Origin of the sequence: Bacteroides sp. PHL 2737 (assembly GCF_004115325.2) — a bacterium.
Classification (GTDB): Bacteria; Bacteroidota; Bacteroidia; order Bacteroidales; family Bacteroidaceae; genus Bacteroides; species Bacteroides hominis.
Map to the genome: position 1 here is coordinate 5,284,980 of NZ_CP040630.1, position 23,475 is coordinate 5,308,454.

The following is a 23,475-nucleotide window of genomic DNA, read 5'->3' on the forward strand; positions in this document are numbered from 1 at the left end:
TGAAAATTCAAATTAGTTTTTCACCACTTTTACTGTCAATTTCTTGGCTAACTCCTTACCATTATTATCAATCAGTTTAATAGTAAAATAATGTTGCTGAAGGCCAAACGGCGACAACATAGGCATAAAGCCGGATACATCAAAGATAAACTCTTTTTTATCTTTAATCGGATCATTCGGATCAATCAGGCCTATACCGGATCCGTCTTCCAAACTACCTCCAAGTTTATCTTCCAAATCACCGGGATTAGCCAAATCGAATGTTTCTCCCAACCCCATTTGAGAAATCAAACCTATAAACTCATTAGAGTCTGAAGTGATAGTCACAAGCAAGTTCCGGATTCCGGCCGGAGCTTTCATCGTTACCTGAACTGTCGGCGGATTATTCGTATCCACTTCCACCACTTCATCTGCTCCGATAATCTCCGGTCCGTCTTCTGCCGGCTGATCCGGTTCTGTAGGCTGATCCGGCTCCTCCGGTTTCGATTCTTCAATCAGTTCAGTTGGTACTTTCACTGTTATGCCGGTCTCGTCCATTGTCAAGTCAATATCCAACTGTATCCCCAATTTCGGATCAGAAGGGGTCACATCCGGATCTTCCGGGTCCTCACCCTCTTCTACAGGTTTCACTGTAACATTAAAAGAATCACCTCCCTCCAAGCCTTCTTCATCGGGTTTGGTCACAGTATAAATAGTTTCAATGTCTCTACCTGTTTCCTTCTCAGTTACTTTTGCCACAATTTTAATCGAAGTGGCTCCATTGGGAATGCTGAGATAAATTGAACCTAAATCTTCCTTCTTCACATAAATAACTCCGCCGATTCCGTTTGAAACGGTAAACACATAATCGTCGGCAAACATACTGAGAAACTCGTCCGATACATTCAAACTGACCTTTACCGTTGCCGATTTACAGAGAACTTCCGCCTTAGATTCCATTCCCTGCTTCACTTCAATAGAAGAGCTTCCTTCAAAATAAGGAGTACGCGAAGCATCTTGCAAAACACCGCTTTTAGCCACAATCTTATAGTTTCCTACCGGAACGACCAACGGCAAGGCCTCTTTCAGCTTCGCATAGCTGGCAAACGAACGAACCACAGCCTCAGTGGCATTATCAACAATCTCTACTTTATAGGTATTCACATCCAGTTCATCAGTAAGTGACGTACTTTCAGCTTTTGTAGAAGGCGTAGCCTGCGTCTTGTTCACCAGATCCAATGTCAGAAGTCCTTCGTCATTCTTCAAATTATATTTGCCTTCCAGCTCATTTTTCATCTCGCAGGAACTCAAACAAAGTGCTATCAATGCCAGCACTGCATATATGTTTCTTATCGCATTCATATATACCAATCTTTTATATTTACTTACTTGCATTACCCGGCCAATACTCTTCCGGAATCTCAATATTCACATCCTTATCTTCCGTACCGGTATCCACGGTTACGTCCAACGATGCAGTACCCGTAGAAATAGTAATCACCTCCGGATCTACTGTAATAGTAAGATGCGTTTTGGGAGCTACTTTTTTCTCGGCAACCAAAGCTTCCATCACCACCGCATTGCCTTCTTTATCTTTGAAACCTCCTACAGTGATAGATACATTCTCACCATCGGCATTTGCTTTCAGATAAGCATCCTTACCGGAGTCTTTTTTCATATTTACTTCAAAAGGAGCAGTCAGGTGTGAAGTAGAAAGGGAGACAGTACAATCCGAATAATATTTTAGAAAATCCTCCGTATAAACGACTGATACTTTAACATTAGCCGGCTTACAGTACAAAATAACATTCTTTTGTTCGCCTTCACTGACAGTGAACTCCTGGCTGCCTTCCACATACAGTTTATCGAAACCTGCATCTACATTATCACCGTAGAAGGCTTTCACCGTATATTTTTTGCCGGCAGTCAGATCGATAGACAAAGGCATATCCTTGTACAGGCCATCGTATAAAGAGGTACCGTCGCCCTCGTTGACCGTAACTTGATAGTTATCGACTTTTTTGTATTCCGCTTCGCTGACGGAACGGGTTTTCTCTGCAAAAGAAGGATTGGCTGAAAGCCCAAGACTTAAAGAACCAACACCGTATGAAACAGCATCACTGCCGGAATCACACGAGGCAATACATGAAATTAGCATCGCCATACTAACCATAAAAGAGAGTCTTTTCATAATGATAACTACTAAATATTATTCATAAGTTGTAAAAACCGCAGGCAAAATTATAGTTTTCTTTTATTATAATAAATACACAACCTTCGATTCCTTACAAAATCTGAAAAAAGGACCACAAATAGTTGTTTAATCATAAAAACAGACCACAGAAAAGGGCTAAAACAAGAAAGTCCCGCCTTTCTTATGAAAAACAGGACTTTTTTTTATACAATATTATTTTATTATTTCTCCGGCATAAGAACCACTCCAAGTTTCTTTTTACCATCCATTTTCACAACAATCGGCCTCTCAAAGTGTATGTGACGAAGATATTCAGTCTCAAATACGGCAGGTTGCGCATTCAGAAACTCCTGGTTGTATATTCCATCATTCATAAACGCATTGATGGTGAAATAACCTACACCAAAGGAGGTCAGATTCTGGAAGAAATGCGTCCCCTGACTGGGGTCTACCCGGTAATTGGTCAGTCCGGCTTCCACAATGACACGCGCAGCAGAAATATGCGGCCACTTCACCGGGATACCTAACCAAGTGTCACTGCTTCCCCATCGTCCGGGTCCGACAAGTACATAGTTCTTGCCTTCATTCAGGAACTGCTGGTTAAGTTTCTCTATTTCCCAAGCTATATTCTGATTGTTCGATGCACTGTAATGATCGGTCTTGACATATACGATATCATGTATTTCGTTCATAATGCCATGCCCCAAGGAGTTATTGGAACGGAGCAGCACATCTTCGTCCGGGATAGTAGTAAGATCTTCATCCAGCATATCTTTACTGTCTACAATGGGACGTACCTGAAGCAGATAGAACGTACCGGTCTTATCACGGTCATGATTGAGTGTCACTGCAAATTCGATCTCTACCGGACGGCGCATCTCCTGCTGCCCGTAACGAAGTACCCAGCGCAGGATGCGTGCCAACGGAAATACATCGTGCTGCAAGATGTTGGCAAACGTAATCACTTTACGCCCACCGGGATATAAACCGTCACGAATCACCTGGTCATACGGATCATAAGTAGAAGCTATATACCGTAACGAACCGTCTTTTTCGGCTTCTTTCACATGCAACTTCAGAAGATTGAATCCATCATCAATCGAAAAGTTATCACCGGCATTTTTCAGATCGAGAGCGTAAAAACGGGTCTGCGTCTCTTTCAAGGCAATATCCAGTTCACTGGTTTGCAACACCTTTGAAGGATGGGCAGGCGAGAAACGTAAAGTCATACCTCCGTCCACGATATACTTGCCCAAACCGAGAGCCAGGTTTACCGTACCTTCTTCAGCTTTCTCGTCGCCAATGGGATAGTAATTGAGAGATCGGGCTACACCGGACATCGAAGGATAATAACGGTCTCCGTACTGATTGCCGACCACTTGTTGCAGAATAACGGCCATCTTTTCCTGATCGATCACATTCGAAGTGGCCTGCATATATGCCTTACTGTCGCGGAAATAAACAGACGCATATACGCCTTTAATGGCATCGGACAGCATACGGAGCATCTCATATTTATCATCCAGATAAGGAATCATATAGGTATTATAGATTCCTGCAAAAGGCTGATAGTGGGAGTCCTCAAGCAAGGAAGAAGAACGAATGGCGATAGGAGACTTCACCACATCGAAGAAAGTAAAGAAGTCTTCAACCAGACGGTCGGGCAACTTCGCTTTCAGGAAGTATTTCAGAATCGTATCGTCATCAGCATCGGAAAGGGCAATCTGATACAGATTATTGCTATCCATAAACTCGTCGAATACATCGGTACAAAGCACCACTGTTTTCGGGATAGCCACACGGGCATTCTCAAATTCTTCAAATTCCGGATGACGCTTCACCATATTGTCAATAAACGCTAATCCACGCCCCTTTCCTCCCAACGAACCGTCTCCGATACGGGCAAAGTTTGAATAACGGTCGAAGCGGTCGCGTTTGAATACAGCTACCACTCCCTGATTTTTCATTTTTCGGTATTTAACAATGGCCTCAAAGATGATTTTACGATGCGCATCCACATCTTGCAGACTATGCCAGGTGATGGGACGAAGGAATTCCGCAACCGGAAACATAGCACGTGAATACAGCCAACGTGAAACATGATTGCGACTGATGTGATAAAGGAACGATTCGGCAGGAACGGCAAAAAGAATATTCTGCAACTCTTTCAGGTTCCGAACCCGGGCTATCTCGACACCCGTCTCAGGATTACGGAACACAAAGTCGCCAAAACCGAAATTATCGGAAACAATCCGGCGAAGATCGACATCCATTTTCTTGGAATTCTTATCAATGAACGTAGCTCCATACTTAGCCGCATAGGCAGCGTTCTCTGTCTCGGACGACTGGATGATCAAGGGTACGAACGGATCTTTCTTCCTGACTTCCGCACAAAGCTTGATTCCTGCCATGCCGTCCTTCTCTCCTTTCTCCACACGGGGAAAGCGGACATCGGTGATGACTCCCAGTATATTATTGGTATACTTATCGTATATATCCATTGCCTCCTCATAAGTACGGGCCAATACTATTTTGGGACGCCCGCGCATACGGAGTGTACGTTGATGGGCATTCAAAGCCTCGGTAGAGAACTCCTGACTCTGCTTCAACACAAATTTATAAAGATTGGGAAGCACGGATGAATAGAAACGGATACTGTCTTCTACCAGCAGAATCAACTGCACGCCCACCTCTTTCACGTCATGCTCCAGGTTCATCTTGTCTTCGATCAGCTTGATGATGGACACCAGCAAATCAGTATTTCCCAACCAACAAAACACGTAGTCGAATGCACTCAGGTCCTCGTTCGCTATCCGTTTGGTAATGCCGTGACTGAACGGTGTCAGGATAACGATCGGTATCTGTTCGTACTTCTCCTTGATATGGCGTCCGATATCAAAACTATCGTTGTCTCCCGTACCCGGCATGCAAATCACCAAATCAAACGATACACTCCCAAGCTGTCTCAACGCCTCTTCCTCGGTAGAAACTTGCGAAAAACGAGGGGGATAACGGAGCGAAAGCGAGGTGTATTCATTGAAAATCTTTTCATCGATACGTCCGTCATCCTCCAGCATAAAAGCATCGTAAGGATTGGCTATCAATAAAACATTAAAGATTCGCCTTGTCATTAGATTGGCAAACTGAGTATCTTTAAAATAGAGCTGGTTTAATTTAAATTTGCTGAGCATGGGTTTCCCGTAGTTTTAAAATTCAACAGACAAAAGTCGCTGTTTTTATTGGGAAAAGCAAGAAAAAGCAATTCACTTTATTGCCAACTTCCAATATAGGCACAGATTATCTTCCCATTTCCGATTTGAAAACAAACCGAAACATCAAAGTCGAGAAATCCGAAAACAGAAAATGACCGAACTATTTGTTTTGTAATAAACACTCTGTATATTTGTGAATTTACTAACCGTAACCAATTGAAAAACATGAAAGCAATATCCTTATTAATTATAATAGGTATAGCAGCCACCTCATGCATACGCCCCCGAAAACCGGTTTACCCTGCAACAAAAAAGGTAGACAGCATAGACATATATTTCGACACAAAAATTCCCGATCCATATCGTTGGTTAGAGAATGACACTTCCGACGCAACCGCCGCATGGATAGAAGCACAAAACAAAGTCACTGCCAAGTACCTGGAAGCCATCCCTTTCCATCGGAAATTATTAAAACGAATAACCACCCTGTCTGACTATGAAAGAATTGGATTACCGGTCAAGAAAGGAAATAAGTACTATTTCACTAAAAACAATGGGTTACAAAATCAAAACGTGATGTATATACAAGACTCTTTGAGCAATAATCCACGCATTTTTTTAAACCCTAACCGATGGTCTGACGACGGTACTGTATCACTCAGTAGAATATCATTCTCCAAGAACGGTAAATATGCTGCCTGTGGCATCTCACGCAACGGTTCCGATTGGCAAGATCTATATATCATGGACACCACAACCGGGAAATTTCTGGACGATCACATTCAATGGGTAAAGTTTCAGGAAGTGGCTTGGGATGAAAAAGGCTTTTATTATAGCGCTTATGACGCTCCACCAAAAGATAAAGAGTTGTCAAGCGTAAACGGAAACTCCATGATTTATTATCATAAACTAAAGACACCACAAGCAAAAGACAAACCGATCTATCAAAACCCATATTATCCGGAGTGCAATCATTCCGGACACACAAGTGATGACGGACGTTTTCTTTTCATAAACAACGGCCTTTTAATGAAAGATCTCACCCAAACAGACGCACCTCTGGTACAACTGGCCAATGCGGGCTATCGATATAGCCCAATAGGCATCATTGATAATAAAATTTATATTTTTACCAACTACAAAGCTCCGAAAAGACGTATCATGGTGGCTGATATCAACAGTCCCACGTTGAAAAACTGGAAAGAACTGATTCCAGAATCCGATGCCGTATTATCCAAAGCAGAAATAATTGGTGGAAAATTGTTTCTCACCTATAATAAAGATGCTTCAGACCGGGCCTATGTCTACAATTTAAATGGGAAACAACTACAAGAGATCAAGCTTCCTTCACTGGGTACCGTCTTCTTTTGCGGAGAAAAAGAGGATAAAAAATGTTTTTTCCTCTTCACTTCTTTCACCACCCCGAACACAATTTACCAATATGACATTGATAAAAATGAGTATACACTATATTATGCTCCGAAAATAAAGTTTAATGCAAATGACTTTGTGACGGAACAAATATTCTTCACCAGTAAAGACAGTGTGCAAATCCCAATGTTTCTGACTTATAAGAAAGGATTAAAGAAAGATGGAAACAATCCTGTACTTCTTTATGGTTATGGTGGCTTTGGCCTCACCCTCACTCCTTCCTTCGCCATCGAACGTATCCCGTTCCTCGAGAACGGAGGTATCTATATACAGGTCAATTTACGAGGCGGTAACGAATATGGTGATTCATGGCACAAGGCGGGAGTCAAAATGCAAAAACAGAATGTTTTCGACGACTTTATCAGTGCCGCCGAATATCTCATTAAAGAAAAATACACTAATCCGAACAAAATAGCCATTACCGGTGCATCGAACGGAGGATTACTCGTGGGTGCCTGCATGACACAACGGCCTGAGCTATTCCGCGTAGCCGTATCTCAGGTGGGTGTGATGGATATGCTCCGTTATCATAAATTCACCATAGGCGCATCATGGAGCACAGACTATGGCACAAGTAGCGACAGTAAAGAAATGTTTGATTACTTATTGAGCTATTCTCCGCTGCACAATCTGAAGTCGGGCACAAGATATCCTGCAACATTAATCACCACAGCCGATCACGACGATCGTGTTGTCCCTGCACACTCGTTCAAGTTTGCCGCAACTTTACAAGCAGAAAATGATGGGACCAATCCTACTCTCATACGTATCGATCACAAGGCCGGACACGGCTTCAACAAAGCCACAACAAAGTTATTAAAAGAGCAAGCAGACGTTTATGCATTTATCATGTATAATCTGGGAATGAAAATGAAAAACTGACATCTATTTCCCAATGCTCTTTCTATCATTTTATCATTATTTAATCAAAATATTCCATACAATCAAATAACATTAGAAAAGTTTTCCTATATTTGCGATACGATAAAGTGACATTTTATCAGAATCAACCTATTAAAACATACTATTATGAACATCGAAAAAATCATGTCCTCTTTAGAGGCTAAACATCCCGGCGAATCAGAATATCTTCAAGCTGTAAAAGAAGTGCTTCTCTCTATCGAAGATATATACAATCAGCACCCTGAGTTTGAAAAAGCCAAAATCATCGAAAGACTGGTAGAGCCGGACCGTATCTTTACGTTCCGCGTGACATGGGTAGATGATAAAGGTGAAGTACAAACCAACCTGGGATATCGTGTTCAGTTCAACAACGCTATCGGCCCGTATAAAGGCGGTATCCGTTTCCACGCTTCTGTCAACCTGTCTATCCTGAAATTCCTCGGATTTGAACAGACCTTTAAGAATGCCTTGACTACTCTGCCGATGGGTGGTGGTAAGGGCGGCTCCGACTTCTCTCCACGTGGCAAGAGTGATGCTGAAATCATGCGTTTCTGCCAGGCATTTATGCTTGAGTTGTGGCGCCATCTGGGCCCGGATATGGACGTACCGGCCGGTGACATCGGTGTAGGAGGACGTGAAGTAGGCTACATGTTCGGTATGTATAAGAAACTAACCCGTGAATTTACAGGAACCTTCACCGGAAAAGGACTTGAGTTTGGCGGTTCACTGATCCGTCCGGAAGCTACCGGATTCGGAGGTTTGTACTTCGTCAACCAAATGTTGCAGACTAAAGGTATCGATATAAAAGGCAAGACTGTAGCTATCTCCGGATTCGGAAATGTTGCCTGGGGAGCTGCTACCAAAGCTACCGAGTTGGGAGCAAAGGTTGTTACAATCTCCGGCCCGGATGGTTACATCTATGATCCGAACGGCATCAGTGGGGAAAAGATCGATTATATGCTTGAACTCCGTGCTTCGGGCAACGATATCGTAGCTCCGTATGCTGACGAATTCCCGGGATCTACTTTCGTAGCCGGTAAACGTCCTTGGGAAGTGAAAGCCGATATAGCCCTTCCTTGTGCCACTCAAAACGAATTAAACGGCGAAGATGCCAAAAATCTTATTAATAACAATGTTCTTTGTGTCGGAGAGATCTCCAACATGGGTTGTACACCTGAAGCCATCGATCTTTTCATCGAACACAAAACGATGTATGCACCGGGTAAAGCAGTCAATGCAGGTGGTGTAGCAACGTCCGGGCTGGAGATGTCACAAAATGCCATGCACTTGAGCTGGAGTGCAGCAGAAGTAGACGAGAAACTCCATACCATCATGCATGGTATCCATGCACAGTGTGTGAAGTATGGTACAGAACCTGACGGATATATCAATTATGTGAAAGGTGCCAACATTGCAGGCTTCATGAAAGTGGCTCATGCCATGATGGGACAAGGAATCATCTAAAAAGCTTTGTTTAGTTGTATTTGTGAATTGCGTTACTCATTTCCTGAGACAGGATGTGGGTAACGCTACTTTTTTCTGAAAAGGTTTCATTTTCAACTAAAATAGCCTAACTTTGCATTTCGAAACCAAATAATTGTTACGAAATGTTACAACCCGAATTAAAGATGCGCCGCGATAAAATTCGCGTGCTGATGGCTCAACAAAACATTGATGCCGCTCTCATCACTTGTAATGTAAACTTGCTCTATACGTATGGCCGTGTTGTCAGCGGATACCTCTACTTACCTCTCCACTCACCGGCCTTGTTATTCATCAAACGCCCCAACAATATTACCGGCGAACACGTCTTCCCTATCCGAAAACCGGAACAGATTCTTGATCTGATTAAAGAAAGCGGATTGCCTGCCCCTCAGAAACTGATGCTGGAAGGCGACGAACTGTCATATACAGAGTACAATCGCCTTGCCGCTGTTTTCCCAGAGTCGGAAATTGTAAACGGAACTCCGTTAATCCGCGAAGCGCGTAGCATCAAGACTCCTGTAGAAGTGGAATTATTCCGCCGTTCGGGTGTAGCTCACGCCAAAGCTTACGAACAGATTCCTTCTGTTTACCGTCCGGGAATGACCGATCTGGAATTTTCAATCGAAATAGAAAGGTTGATGCGTCTGCAAGGTAATCTGGGAATCTTTCGTGTGTTCGGTCAGAGCATGGAAATCTTTATGGGCAGTGTACTGACCGGAGACAATGCCGCTTTCCCTTCTCCATACGATTTCGCCTTAGGAGGTGAAGGACTGGATCCGGCTCTCCCGGGAGGACTCAACAGAAGCCTGCTAAAAGAAGGTCAAAGTGTCATGGTGGACCTCGGAGGAAACTTTAACGGATATATGGGCGATATGAGCCGCGTATTCTCCATTGGTAAGTTGAGTGATGAAGCGTATACAGCCCATCAGGTCTGTCTCGACATACAGGACGCCGTATCATCTATGGCCCAGCCCGGAGTTGTATGCGAGGATTTATATAATACAGCCATCGATATAGTGACCAAAGCCGGTTTTGCCGACAAGTTCATGGGTATCGGCCAGCAAGCAAAATTCATAGGTCATGGTATCGGTCTGGAAATTAATGAAGCTCCGGTGCTTGCCCCCCGTATGAAACAAGAACTGGAACCGGGAATGGTCTTCGCTCTCGAACCTAAGATTGTAATTCCGGGTGTAGGTCCCGTAGGTATCGAAAACTCGTGGACAGTAACACAAGAGGGTGTAGAGAAACTTACTATCTGTAACGAAGAGATTATTGAGTTGCAATAAAAACAAATCCCAATAGATACCCAAAAGACGACTGTTGTGCTTTCCACACCACAGCCGTCTTTTTCATATCACTATTAACTTTACTAAGGAATTTCTGTTACCGGAGTCTCCAACTTAATGTTTTCCCATCCCACCCATGTAGGAGAAACCATACATTGCGGCTCCTGAATTTTATCGATCAAGGCAGTAGCACGTTTCACTGCAACACTGGTTCTTTCGAACAGCTCTTTCATGGAAAGGTTACCTTTAGCGTCACGGATCGTCTTTATCAGGAAATACGTATAATATCCCTGCTTCTTTTCATGGTAAACACTTGAAGTCTGATCGCCACTGCTGGACGAAAAACTCAATGTGTTTCCTTGCGGCAATCCCACTTTCGGAACAACACGCACGCCCTTCTGTGCCAATAGCGGAGCAGCACTCTTATAACCACCGCTAAAGCAAGCATCGAGGAATACATAAGCCCCCTTTACCGGATAAGTAGCCAATTTTTTATACAGTCCGGACAATGAAATACCCAGACGGATATTCTTACCTGTAATATCCACCGGAAGTAAATAAGGCTCCTTAGTAGCCTCGTCATTATTTCCATGACCGGAATAATAGAATATCAGTTCGGCTTGCGGATCGGTGCTTGCCATGTTCACCAACCAGTCAAGTTGTTCGTGCATCATACCGGCAGTAGCATTCGGCACCACCTTGATCTGCCCGTCGGGTACCCCAAAGGTACGTACGCAATATTCACGGAACAGCACAGCATCGTTTACGGCATAAGGCACATTAATTTCGGCATTGGCACCGGTCATACTATAATCCTCATTACCGATAATCAAAGCATAACGGTGGCGGTTCACAGCTCCCACAGGGACATCCTCCATCAACTCACTCTTGAAACTCAGCGAAAAGTCTTTCACATTCACCTTCCGTGCAGCCACATTTCCACTCAGATTGATAGAAGCGGCAGAAGACAGGTAATCTCCCACTTTCACTTTATAAGCCTCGTTCAGGAAAGTTGAACGAGTAGACTCCGTTACCGCCAGCATTACGGCCACGGAATCTTCATCAAAACGCTTGTTCACCAGGAAGCCGTAATCGAGCACAGCCACATCCCCCGGAGCAATACTATCAATTGTCATTTCCGGAGAATCGGTAGTAAATATGTTCTTCGGCAATGTGAAATTCACCTTCACCTTACGCGCAGTCTGTGTTCCAAAGTTTTGCAAGGCAACCGTCAGCTTTCCGTTTTTACCCAAAGTAATAGATGTACCCTCAGACGCAAAGAACTGATGGTCGGCAATGCGCAAACGAGGCATTGCATATTCCTGAGTATTCACAATCAACTCCGAAGGATCGGCATCAAATCCATTCGCTTCGAATGCATAAATGTTGATCTTAGCCAGGCTCGTGGGCAACTCTTTCTTTGCAAGATAACGGAATGTATACTGTTTGGACTTCCCGGCCGGAATATTGCCTCCGTCCAACTCACGCGGACCGTCGAAATACTGATCATATCCCTGCTGCTCAGCCAAACGGATACGTATATTATACGCATCTCCTTTACCTTGGTTCTCAATGGTAAACTGCAAAGCGAAACTCTCTCCGGCATCAATTACCTTATTATTATTGGCATCCGTAAACTGATCCATCTTGATTACCAACATGGCCGGTTCCACAGGTACCGGAACAGACTCCTGTTCCTGAGCTATATTTTCAGTCTTCTTCAACGCCTCTTTGTAAGCAGCCAGCCGGGAGGGAAAAGCGGTATAAGAAGCCCCGTCCTGAACTATCTTAGAAAGCACTTCATATTCCGGTTTCATATCCATATACTGATATACGCCTGCCAATCCCTGCATATACAATTTGGAAGAAGGATCTTTCTGCAATATCTTCAGGAAAAGATCTTTAGCATCCATCAGATAGCCCGATGCGCGCTGACGTACCAATGCATATTCAGTATCGTTGGCAATGGTAGCCCCATTGTTTACGATCTCCGTAGCACAATTGAAGTTGGCGCGTGCCACACCGGTCATCAATTCAAAACTCTCGGGATGAAGTGCATACAAGCGTTTGTAGATATCCAGTGCCTCCACATTCTTTCCCTGCCGTTCCAGAATGCGCGCCTTGATAGGCAATACCTTATCATTATTCGGATCCACAGCCAGAATGCGGTCAATCGCACCAATCAACTTTTCCATATTATTGGTGGCGATATGTACATTCACCAGATTATACAAGAAATCGAGTGACACCGGATATTTGGCAATAGCCTGTTCCAGCACGCGTTCCTGATCCGCATATTTCTTCTGCTTCTGATAAATCATGTTCATATAAACATAACAGTCCTTCTGCTGAGCTTCCGTACCGGTATTAAGATACTCCTGAAAATACCTCAGCGCCTGTTCGTTCTTCTCCAGATTAAAGGCCGATACCGCTGCATAGTAAACCACCGAAGCATAACGGTTATCTTTCGGCAACAATTCACTGCGGAACAACTGCATCTGCGGCATATCGATATATGCAGCGGCAAAATCCAATGCTTTAGCCGGCTGTTTCTGTTCCGAATAATATACCGCTCCGTTCAGCAGATAAGGATACAATGCCTTTAGCCTACTCTTTGCTCCCCCTATATACTGACCGTTATTCGGTGCCTCCACAACCTTCATGAAATTCGCGTAACTGTCCAGCAGATAGTCATACATAGCCGTTACATTCGTTCCTTTATCGCGCTCGCTTTCAAAAAGCACATACTGTTGGTTGGCACGCTTAGAAGCGGAGGACGCATCCTGCGCCCCCACTTTACCGGCCATAACAACAGTGAGAATGATTGTCAGTAAAAAAAATCTTTTCATCGTTTATTGTTGAAATGCATCCATAATTACAAACTCTACATTGATCTTGCGGAATTCTCCACCACGTTCTTTAGCTACTTCCACATGATATTCGTAGTCGTTCTTCGTATTACCTAATGTTGTCACATTCTTTTCGATATAACTCTTCACACCGGCAGCACGCATCAGTGCCAGCTGTTCGTTCTGTGTGATTCCGGCAGCCTTGGTCACCGTGATATTGTCGAGATTGCCATCTTTGTAATATGGCTCGTCCACGAACTCTCCGTACCGTCCGTCATAAGCCAGGCGTCCACGAATCGGAGCCGCATCGGCCGAACCGGTAATAATCACTTTCACCTGCTTACCCTCTGATAAATATTTGGAGAAATCGCCTTCAAAAGCATTCTTGATAATCTTCATCAAAGACATGGCGGCATTTGAGCGTTCAATGTTATAACCACCGGACGGGAAGTCTTCCTTAGCAGAAAACTCTTTATTGATCACCTCATACTGATAACCCACTTTATAATTGAGAATTTTTTTGCCGTTAGCATCCACACCCGGAATAACCTCTGTCTTCACATTGATCTGTGTGTTATCGGTAATCAGTTTATCCTGCTTTTTCTCTTCGATCACCTGTTCCTTTATTTCGGCCAATTGTGCTTCCTCACGGGTAGCCTGCTGCATGATTTCCAGAGGGACAAAGTTTTCATCCGCTTCCAAAGCAGTCAACTTCGTCCGTCCGATATTGTCATAGATATAAACCTTGTTGGTCGTTTCGTTGGTAACCTCCACATAGGCCAGTTCAAATTCATCTTTATCATTCAGCACATATACGGCATTCGAGAATTTCATTTTACCTTCCTCAAAGTCCCCTGCCTCGTTAGCCGGAACTTCCAGTCCGATAGACGGCAACCCCTTAAAACCGATATTCAACATATTATTAGCAGCATCATATCCATCCACAAAAGGATTATCCATTGAGATACGGTCACCCGCCAATGCCGTAGCAACTTCCTGAGCAAACAACTGCTGCTGTTTAACACGGGTTTCATCGTTCACACGGATAGCATAATCCTCCATCGATTCTCCCTGCATCATCTTCACCCATTCATTCATCTTGGCGTCTACTTCCTTACCCATAATCTTTCCATAGAATGGGTTCAGCCCGTTCGCATCCCAGAAGACCATTTGCTTCGTACGATTGGTTAGCATGAATACCTCGCTATTCTGATTGTTCTTAAAGAAGCGTCCACCGGTAACACCGCCTATAGGATCTACAATCTCCTGCTCTATGACACCATTCTTCAAGTTGATGATCTCGATATTCTTCCCATCTTTTACCACACTGATGTATTTTCCTTCGGGATGGAATGACGGAGAACTAAGCATTCCCCCCAACTTATCGAAGATGTCCACCTTATCCCAGTTTTTCGTATCGATAATGGTCAGGTGATTATCCTCCGTGGTTACTGCCAGCAACGAAGCATCCGGAGAGAAAGTCAGTTCTTTGACAACAGCCGACATAGGAATCGCTTTTCTCAACTCCTTTGTCTGGAAGTTCCAGATATTAATCGTCTGTCCTGTCCCTGCTGCAATAAAATAATTGTTCGAACTCATAGCCAGTGCAGTAGCCGGAGCATCTCCCTGGATATAAGCCAATGGCATATATTCTTTCGTATCATAAATAACGATTTCCCCTAACGAGTTACCTACAACGAAACTACGGGCATCGGTAGCATAACACATGGATACCGGCAGCGGTTTGGCTTTCAATTTTTTACGTTTCTCTTTCAATTCGAAAAGCTTCTTATTCCTGTCACGAAAAGAGTAAATGCTTACCGGATTCTTCGCTCTCAACACGGCGATAGAACTTCCCGTCGGATTAAATACGATACGCTCAATTTTGCGTAAATCATTAATCGCGATATCGCGCATGGTATACAACGATCCGTCAGACAAATAAGCAGTACAAAAAGTCGTGTTATCAAACGCATTAATCTTTTTCTGAGAATCAAACCCCCTTTTTTCTACAACTTGTGCCATTGCTTGTCCGCAGAACATCGCGGTGACAAAACAAAAAGCAATCCCTCTGTAAGTGTAAAATCCACATTTCATCCTATTCATACCTTAAAATGATTTAGTTTATGTTTAATAGTGTTTTGCAAAATAAGCATTAATTCTGCAATCTATCACAAACAGAAACTCCTTTTTTTTCATTTCCCGTAAAGTTTAGTTGTTAATACATAGAAATGAAAAAAGAATAGACAGAAAGACTGTAGAAAAAGAGCAGGTTTGTAACGGTTTTCCGTTACAAACCTGCTCTATAGCATACATTCCCTTTCCTTACGTGATTAGTCGGAAATCGAAAAAGACAAAAACTTATTGCATTTATTCATCCACGTTTCGTACGGGATTCAATCCCATTTTCTTAGCTTTTTGAAGCATAAATGAATAAGCAGCCTCGTATTCATTGGGAATCACTCCGTCCAAAATAGCATCTTTTATAGCACTTTTTAACGACCCCACTTCCTTGCAGGGTCCCAGATTAAACACCTCCATAATCTCTTCCCCACTCACAGGCGGCTGAAAGTTACGGACACGGTCTTTCTCTTCCAAATCTTTCAACTTCCGGCGAACCAGCTGGAAATTATTTAGAAAGCGCTGTTTACGTTCCGTATTCTTTGAAGTAATATCCGCCTCACAAAGTGTCATCAGGTCGTCTATGTCATCTCCGGCTTCAAAAAGCAGACGACGCACGGCCGAGTCCGTCACCACATCATCCGCTATCACGATGGGGCGCATATGCAGGCTTACCATCTTTTGCACATACTTCATTTTCTCGTTCATCGGCAACTTCATCCTCCTAAAGATATTCGGAATCATCTTTTCGCCTATGAAATTATGATTATGAAAAGTCCATCCCGCCTTCGGTTCCCAGCGTTTAGTCACCGGTTTGGCGATATCATGCAACAAGGCAGCCCAACGTAACCAAAGGTTATCTGTCACCTTGCTGATATTGTCGAGCACTTCCAGCGTATGATAAAAATTATCCTTATGGGCACGCCCGTTCCGGGTCTCCACCCCTTGTAAAGCCACTAATTCCGGAAAAATCAACGCCAACAACCCACTTCTGTCCAAATCGATAAAACCTTTGGAAGGGATAGGTGAAAGCATTATTTTATTCAGCTCGTCCGCAATGCGCTCACGTGAAATAATCTCAATCCGTTCCCGGTTACGGCAAAGAGACTCAAATGTATCGTCATCTATGTAAAAATTCAGTTGGGTAGCAAAACGGATACAGCGCATCATGCGCAAGGGGTCGTCACTGAACGTTATGTCCGGATCGAGAGGAGTACGAATGACCTTTTCCTTCAAATCATTCATGCCTCCGAACGGATCGACCAGTTCCCCAAACCGCTCCTTATTCAGGCAGACAGCCAGAGCATTGATCGTAAAATCCCGGCGGTTCTGATCGTCTTCCAACGTTCCATCCTCCACAATCGGCTTGCGTGAATCCCGCTGATACGATTCCTTCCGTGCTCCTACAAATTCCACCTCCGTTCCGTGATATTTCACTTGTGCCGTGCCGAAATTCTTAAAAACAGAAACATGCGCACCCCGTCCCAGACGTTTACCCAACGCCTCGGCCATAGCAATGCCACTCCCAACCACAACAACATCTATATCTTTAGAGGGACGCTGCAGAAAAATGTCGCGGACATATCCGCCCACCACATAACATTCCAATCCCAACATATCGGCCGTCTCCGAGATCTGTCCGAAAATGGGTTCACTGAAATGCTGCTTCAATTCCTCCTGAGTCAACTCTATCATCTTCATTTTTCTTTTTTACAGTGATTGAAGGTGGTAGTCTGTTACTAACACCTTACAGTTAATTAGGCCGCAAAGGTACAACTTTTCGCTCTTCACTTTCCACTCTTCAGTCTAAATTTGTATTTTTGCCCTTTCTAAGTAAAGAACAACAAAATGAAAAAACTGATTGTCCTGGCATGTACATTGTCACTGCTGACTGCTTGTGGTGACAACATCGAGAAGAAAGCGGGTGAAAAACTTGCAGCTGCCCGCGCAGCTTTTGAACGCAACGACTACAACGAAGCCAAGTTGCAGATCGACAGTATTAAAATTCTGTATCCAAAGGCATTCGATACCCGTAAAGAAGGTATCAAACTGATGCAACAGGTAGAACTGAAAGAACAGCAAGAAAGCCTTATATATCTGGATAGCATGCTACAAGTCAAACAGCAAGAATTCGAAGCGATCAAGAACAAATATACTTTCGAGAAAAACGAAGAATATCAAAAAATCGGTAACTACTTTTGGCCTACCCAAACCGTAGAGAAAAATCTGCATCGTTCCTTCCTCCGCTTCCAGGTGAACGAACAGGGAGTAATGACACTGACATCCATCTATTGCGGTCCAAGCAACATCCACCATGTAGCCGTCAAAGTGATAGCACCGGACGGAAGTTTTGCCGAAACCCCAGCCTCCAACGACAGCTACGAGACTACCGATCTGGGAGAAAAAATCGAAAAAGCCGACTACAAAATGGGAGAAGACGGCAACGTCCTCAGTTTCCTCTACATGAACCGCGATAAGAAAAATATCCGTGTCGAGTATCTCGGCGAACGGAAATTCTCCATTACCATGACTCCTTCCGACCGTGAAGCACTCGTCGGTACTTACGAGTTGGCCAAATTACTTTCATCCATACGTCAGATTCAGCAAGAGAAAGAAGAAGCCAACCTGAAAATCGAATTTGTGAAAAGAAAAATGGAACAGAAAGCCCAAGAAGAGGCTGCGGAAAAATAAATTTTCCTTTTTTCATAAGTCGCTCAGTGGGGCGACTTATGAAAAAAAGTTTCTACTGAACAAATATTAAAAGAGATTGGTTATCTTTGCAATGACAGCCTTTATTAAAATCAAGCTGATAAACAGTAAGTAATTATAAAACAGAAGCAATGAAGATTTCGCAGATACAAATTAAAAAGATGTGGGGAAAACAGGACATCGAATGGAATCACGTAGATCCCAAAGTCAATATCCTCGTCGGTCCCAATGGAAGTGGCAAATCTACCTTTCTCCGATTTATCTACTTGCTACTTACAAGTGATATCAAAGAGCTCAATAAGCTTAAAACAGATATCTTTATTCGGTTTGATGCAGGAGGTAGCATATTATATCATGCAGACAAAAAAGATTTTAGCATAGAATTTCAAAAAGACTGGCTTTTAGACATCGAATACATCAATACATTCGACATACCGACAGCTAAGAAAAGTACTCAATCTTCTCTTATGCAAGAATTGGATATGACTATTTATCCGCTAAATAAAAACGTTTTCAATTTCATCGACTATCGTTCAAAAATCCTTAACTACCCTGAACAGTCAGAAGAGATACAAGAACGAATCTCGATGTTATTTAAAATAATCAATAGTTTTTTTGCAAGTACCCAAAAACAGATCAGTATCAATTCAAAAAACAAAATGGTTTTCACGTTTTTAAACCAAGAAGAGGAAATAGAACCGGAACAGCTATCCTCAGGAGAAAAACAATTGTTACTCATATTACTCAAGGTATTTTTAAAGGAAGACAAACCGTTCATTCTGTTAATGGACGAACCGGAACTATCCCTTCACATCGAATGGCAAAGACGATTAATTGAAGCTATACAAATTCTAAATAAAAATTGCCAGATCATTCTTTCAACTCATTCACCGAGTATCTTTGCCGATGGATGGGGAGATAAATTAGTATTTATGGAGGATATCGTCAAACCGATATAAAAAGAGAAATGACACCAAGCAAAAAAGCTTATTATGCAACTGTAGCACAAAACTACAAAGCCTCACTGTTGTTGAATGGATGTAAAGCTGTCATCCATCTGGAAGATAAAAACGATATTATATTTTGGAATAAAATATTTAAAGAGGCATGTCCTCAATACAATTTTTATTTTATTCCCTACAGCCGCTCCCAATCTGGAAATAAAGCTACGGGAAGTTCCACTTGTCTTATTTTCAAAGATTTCCTCGACAGTAAGATGGCGATTGCCATAGACAGTGATTTACACTATTTAATGCAAGAACCAGATATAGATGCCAAGCATTACATACTACAGACTTATACTTATTCTTTCGAAAATCATCTTTGTTTCACAGATCGTTTAGCTGCGTTACCTATATTGACCTGCGGATTTACAAATAGCATTTTTGACTTTAATAAGTTTTTGTTGGCATACTCAAAAGAGATTTATCCGTTATTTCTTCTTTTCTTATATGATCACAGACAAAAGGAAAGGAAATTACCCAATACTGACTTTTTCAAATTACTATCATTCCCCTACAGCAACAATAGAATAGATGACAATGGAGACTATATTATTACCACTCTTCATAAAAGAGTTACTCCCCAAATATCCTATTTAAAAAGTATTTATCCCAATTATGATGAAGCAGTAGAGAAAGCCAAATACAAACGCCTGGGACTTACAGAAGAAAATACCTACTTATATATTCGTGGACATAATCTATACGATTTGATTACAAAATTAGGAGAAGAAATATGCAATATATTGAAAAGAAACGAAAAAAAACGTCTGTCAGAAGCGGGCGAATATGACAAAATAGCAACTATTTATCAAAGAAAAGATACATTTAAAAAGAAGCTCCTAAATGCCGATCTTTATTTCACCTATCCTGAGATAAAAAGATGTGTTCAAGATATTCGATCAATATGGCCTTAAATATACAAAAGCTGAAATAAAAACGAAAAGTAACAATCACTTACCAATATGGCCCCAATAATTGAGTTATCAATTATTGGGGCCATATCCATTATTATTATCCGTGATAATTACTTATTTCGGAAGCCACTTTGCTATTCAGTCACTATTGATATTCGTACAGCGTTCATTCCACGCATACCGCGCTCTATTTCAAATGTCACTCTATCACCTTCAGCAATTGTTGCTGGGGCAGAAGAGATATGGAAGAAATACTTTTCGCCATTATCCGTATCTTTCACAAAACCATAGCCTTTCGCAGCATTAAAATACTCGATACGCCCCATGTGAGGAGTCACTTCCACATCCTCTTGTTTGGGTACAGAAACCTCGATATGAGATGCATCTACTTCTTCCTCAATCCGTTCCTGCGGCACTGAATGCAAAACACCGAACTGGTCTACATAAGCAATCATATCCTCAAAAGAACTTGGACCGCTGCTTTGGCGTTCCTCTTTACGTTGTTGCTTCTCCTTACGTTTCTGCTCCTTTAGCTTCTCCCGGTCACGTTTACTTGTTGTTATTTTTTTTACCATTCAATAATTTTATGTCTGAATCAATACTGCCTGTTCTTTTACATGTTGATTGCCGGATAGGCAGTTTTATGTCACACACATACCAATAAACAAACGATTTCATCATTATATCCAGATCATACGCTACGCCGAATGCCAGCAGCACATAGGCGCGGCTTTTATCCTGAACAAAGCAGCAAATAATGATGTCGATTGGGGAATGCCATAAGCCGCAGAATGAAGCGGAAAACAATCACGCACAAAGAAGATTTCAGTATAAACCCAATGTTAGTAACGGCAAATATACACATATTATTCGGTTATTCCTAATTCTCCGGTCCCAATCGTGATGGAACCGGAATTGCCAGATAGCGCAATCACTTAACGGCACTATCCAGATCGACCTTCTCTATCAGTTCCTGATCCTGCCAATAAGGTATCACCTTTAGATGTTACAACCTTCCTACTATTATGGCAGGGTGAGTACAGAACTTCTCAGCAAAGTAACGGATATTTCCCGTGATAATTACTTATTTGCACAATTTCAATTCCTTTAATTTATACTGAGCATATCAGTAGATATTGATTCCTCAAGAGGCTCAAAGATATTATATAAAAACAGCCGGAATCACCTGTTACGGTAATCCCGGCTGCCGCCTAAAACACGAATAACCGCCGTTACCCGTTTTCCGTAACAGACCACAACAGCCTGCTGTTTCTTTCTATCTCCTGCAATTTCATCGCCAAATCGTCATCATCCTCCATCGAAAACGATTCACTATATCGCATCACCTTTGTATCCTCCCTGCCCGAACAGAGATATGTATACCAACCCTTTTTCAACAACATACGGCTGTAATTCAACGCTCCGTCACCATTGTAACCGAACAAGGAATATAGATTCAGCATCAGCCTGCATCCCGATTCCCGCAAGTGCAGATAGTCTTCCGTTCCCCAATAAAGTGAACGTTCCGGTTGCATCAGAACAGGGATATAACCCGACCGGCAGATGGCATGAATCATCTCACTGAGTCCTTCCGGCTGCTTTAAAGGAGACACATCTACCAGTAACTCCTTCCCCCCTCCTATCGTCAACAAATCTCCCTTCTCCAACAAAACCGGAAATCCTTCATCCAAACGATATCTTGCCGACAAACGCAGAGAGATATTACCGGAGTATTGCTGCTGTAAATATTGAAAGGCATCTTTCAGAAAAGAAGAAGCATTACCTTCATTTTCCACCTTTACCGGAGGTACACAGTAGATCTGCCTGACACCTTGCTGTTCAAGATAAACCAACAATTCCAACGCCTTATCCTCAGGCAAAGCCCATACATCCGTATTAAGTAGTAAATAAGGCTGAAAATCGGTATGTACCAAAGAAGAGAGAATCATAAATTTAAATCTTTCAACCGAGGATGTCTGCTGTCCTTCTCCGAGAGAATCACACGATCTGCCGGAATACACCAGTCAATACCCAAATCCGGATCATCCCAGGCAATGGCACCCTCACTATGCGGAGCATAAAAATTATCACACTTATACTGAAAAACAACTGCCTCACTCAATACACTGAATCCATGTGCCAACCCACGGGGAATGAAAAATTGACGATGATTATCCTCCGTCAACTCTACTGCCACATGTTGTCCAAATGTAGGAGATCCTTTACGGATATCAACAGCTACATCCAATACCGCTCCTTTCACTACACGCACCAATTTACTCTGAGCAAAAGGGGCCTGTTGAAAATGTAAACCACGAAGTACACCATAACTCGATTTACTTTCATTATCCTGGACAAACGTAGTCTTGCATACTTTTTCCTCAAACTCCCTCTGATTAAAAGATTCAAAGAAATATCCCCGGTCATCTTTAAAAATACGGGGCTCAAGGATAACAACCCCATCGATAGCAGTCTTTATTACATTCATTTCAAACCAAGTTCCTGTATCACTTTCAACAAATACTGTCCGTACTGGTTCTTCAGCATGGGCTTTGCCAATTCACGCATCTTATCGGCACTGATCCAACCTTGTCTCAAAGCAATTCCTTCCAAACAAGCTACTTTCAATCCCTGACGCTTTTCTATCACTTCAATAAAAGTAGATGCTTCACTTAAAGAATCATGCGTACCGGTATCCAACCAGGCAAAACCACGACCTAACAACTGAACTTTCAGTTCCTGATCTTTGAGAAATTCCTGATTCACTGTCGTTATCTCCAATTCTCCGCGTGCAGAGGGCTCTATTTTTTTTGCTACTTCCACCACCTTATTCGGATAGAAATAAAGCCCTACCACTGCATAATTAGACTTCGGTTCTTCAGGCTTCTCTTCCAGACTCAAGACATTTCCTTCTTTGTCAAATTCAGCCACTCCATAACGTTCCGGATCACTTACCCAATAACCGAACACCGTTGCCTTCTGTTCCACTTCTGCCATGCGTACAGCTTCATTCAGCATACGGGTAAAACTCTGCCCATAGAAGATATTATCTCCAAGCACCAAACAAACCGAATCACTCCCAATGAATTCCTCACCGATAATGAATGCTTGAGCCAAACCATCCGGAGAAGGTTGTTCCGCATACTCTAAACGTATTCCGTAATCAGAACCATCTCCCAGTAAACGTCGGAAAGCAGGAAGATCATCCGGAGTAGATATAATCAAGATTTCACGGATACCGGCAAGCATCAACACCGAAACCGGATAATAAATCATCGGTTTATCAAAAATAGGAAGAAGCTGTTTACTAACTCCTTTGGTGATGGGGTACAGACGAGTACCGGAACCACCGGCTAAAACAATGCCTTTCATAAAGTTACTATCATTT

16 protein-coding genes are annotated in these 23,475 nt (G+C 42.6%); 6 read left to right on the top strand and 10 right to left on the bottom strand.

All coding sequences use genetic code 11. From position 1 onward, the window contains the following. Positions 1 to 12: 12 nt before the first annotated feature. From DBK98_RS21970 to DBK98_RS21980, 3 genes are all read right to left on the bottom strand, one after another. Positions 13 to 1,341 (bottom strand): DUF4493 domain-containing protein, encoded by a 1,329-nt coding sequence (locus DBK98_RS21970; RefSeq protein ID WP_005781090.1) that lies wholly within the window; start codon positions 1,339 to 1,341, stop codon positions 13 to 15. Between the two features lie 19 nt (positions 1,342 to 1,360). Further along, the gene (locus tag DBK98_RS21975) at positions 1,361 to 2,170 is read right to left on the bottom strand and encodes a DUF4493 domain-containing protein (RefSeq protein WP_005781092.1); all 810 of its coding nucleotides are present in this window, start codon (positions 2,168 to 2,170) and stop codon (positions 1,361 to 1,363) included. 224 nt (positions 2,171 to 2,394) lie between these two features. Further along, positions 2,395 to 5,364, bottom strand: coding sequence for a PEP/pyruvate-binding domain-containing protein (locus DBK98_RS21980; RefSeq protein ID WP_032535458.1), 2,970 nt, complete (start codon positions 5,362 to 5,364; stop codon positions 2,395 to 2,397). A gap of 246 nt (positions 5,365 to 5,610) precedes the next feature. Here DBK98_RS21980 and DBK98_RS21985 point away from each other — a divergent pair, with 246 nt between their 5' ends. The 3 genes from DBK98_RS21985 to DBK98_RS21995 all read left to right on the top strand — a co-directional run bounded on the left by DBK98_RS21985 (position 5,611) and on the right by DBK98_RS21995 (position 10,490). Next, positions 5,611 to 7,698, top strand: a complete 2,088-nt coding sequence (locus DBK98_RS21985) for a prolyl oligopeptidase family protein (protein WP_005808154.1) — start codon at positions 5,611 to 5,613, stop codon at positions 7,696 to 7,698. Positions 7,699 to 7,845: 147 nt separating this feature from the next. Beyond that, the gene (gene gdhA, locus DBK98_RS21990) at positions 7,846 to 9,183 is read left to right on the top strand and encodes an NADP-specific glutamate dehydrogenase (RefSeq protein WP_005781098.1); all 1,338 of its coding nucleotides are present in this window, start codon (positions 7,846 to 7,848) and stop codon (positions 9,181 to 9,183) included. A gap of 143 nt (positions 9,184 to 9,326) precedes the next feature. Next, positions 9,327 to 10,490: a Xaa-Pro peptidase family protein gene (locus tag DBK98_RS21995; RefSeq protein ID WP_005781100.1), complete on the top strand. Its 1,164-nt coding sequence runs from the start codon at positions 9,327 to 9,329 to the stop codon at positions 10,488 to 10,490. Between the two features lie 83 nt (positions 10,491 to 10,573). On the opposite strand, the gene DBK98_RS22000 is transcribed toward DBK98_RS21995, so the two are convergent. The 3 genes from DBK98_RS22000 to DBK98_RS22010 all read right to left on the bottom strand — a co-directional run bounded on the left by DBK98_RS22000 (position 10,574) and on the right by DBK98_RS22010 (position 17,155). Further along, complete coding sequence (locus DBK98_RS22000; protein WP_005808156.1) at positions 10,574 to 13,339, bottom strand: caspase family protein; 2,766 nt, start codon at positions 13,337 to 13,339, stop codon at positions 10,574 to 10,576. A gap of 3 nt (positions 13,340 to 13,342) precedes the next feature. After that, positions 13,343 to 15,445, bottom strand: coding sequence for a WD40 repeat domain-containing protein (locus tag DBK98_RS22005; protein WP_032535457.1), 2,103 nt, complete (start codon positions 15,443 to 15,445; stop codon positions 13,343 to 13,345). A gap of 264 nt (positions 15,446 to 15,709) precedes the next feature. Further along, entirely contained in the window at positions 15,710 to 17,155 is a 1,446-nt protein-coding gene (locus tag DBK98_RS22010; RefSeq protein ID WP_005808160.1) for a CCA tRNA nucleotidyltransferase, read from the bottom strand. A 153-nt stretch (positions 17,156 to 17,308) separates the two neighbouring features. On the opposite strand from DBK98_RS22010, the gene DBK98_RS22015 reads away from it, so the two are divergent. From DBK98_RS22015 to DBK98_RS22025, 3 genes are all read left to right on the top strand, one after another. Then, positions 17,309 to 18,151 carry a hypothetical protein gene (locus DBK98_RS22015; protein ID WP_005808162.1) on the top strand — a complete coding sequence of 281 codons (843 nt, stop codon included), beginning with the start codon at positions 17,309 to 17,311 and terminating at the stop codon, positions 18,149 to 18,151. A 149-nt stretch (positions 18,152 to 18,300) separates the two neighbouring features. Continuing rightward, entirely contained in the window at positions 18,301 to 19,128 is an 828-nt protein-coding gene (locus DBK98_RS22020) for an AAA family ATPase (protein WP_005808164.1), read from the top strand. 8 nt (positions 19,129 to 19,136) lie between these two features. Next, complete coding sequence (locus DBK98_RS22025) at positions 19,137 to 20,087, top strand: DUF4435 domain-containing protein (RefSeq protein ID WP_032535456.1); 951 nt, start codon at positions 19,137 to 19,139, stop codon at positions 20,085 to 20,087. Between the two features lie 134 nt (positions 20,088 to 20,221). Here DBK98_RS22025 and DBK98_RS22030 read toward each other — a convergent pair whose 3' ends face one another. The 4 genes from DBK98_RS22030 to rfbA form a co-directional block, all read right to left on the bottom strand. Next, on the bottom strand, positions 20,222 to 20,662 hold the full coding sequence (locus tag DBK98_RS22030) for a cold-shock protein (RefSeq protein ID WP_032535454.1): 441 nt from the start codon (positions 20,660 to 20,662) through the stop codon (positions 20,222 to 20,224). Positions 20,663 to 21,319: 657 nt separating this feature from the next. Continuing rightward, on the bottom strand, positions 21,320 to 22,036 hold the full coding sequence (locus tag DBK98_RS22035; RefSeq protein ID WP_032535453.1) for a CpsB/CapC family capsule biosynthesis tyrosine phosphatase: 717 nt from the start codon (positions 22,034 to 22,036) through the stop codon (positions 21,320 to 21,322). Continuing rightward, the gene (rfbC, locus tag DBK98_RS22040; protein WP_032535452.1) at positions 22,033 to 22,575 is read right to left on the bottom strand and encodes a dTDP-4-dehydrorhamnose 3,5-epimerase; all 543 of its coding nucleotides are present in this window, start codon (positions 22,573 to 22,575) and stop codon (positions 22,033 to 22,035) included. The genes DBK98_RS22035 and rfbC overlap by 4 nt, the downstream gene beginning before the upstream one ends. Next, entirely contained in the window at positions 22,572 to 23,459 is an 888-nt protein-coding gene (rfbA, locus tag DBK98_RS22045; protein WP_005808173.1) for a glucose-1-phosphate thymidylyltransferase RfbA, read from the bottom strand. Before rfbA ends, rfbC begins: the two co-directional genes overlap by 4 nt. Positions 23,460 to 23,475 lie beyond the last annotated feature (16 nt).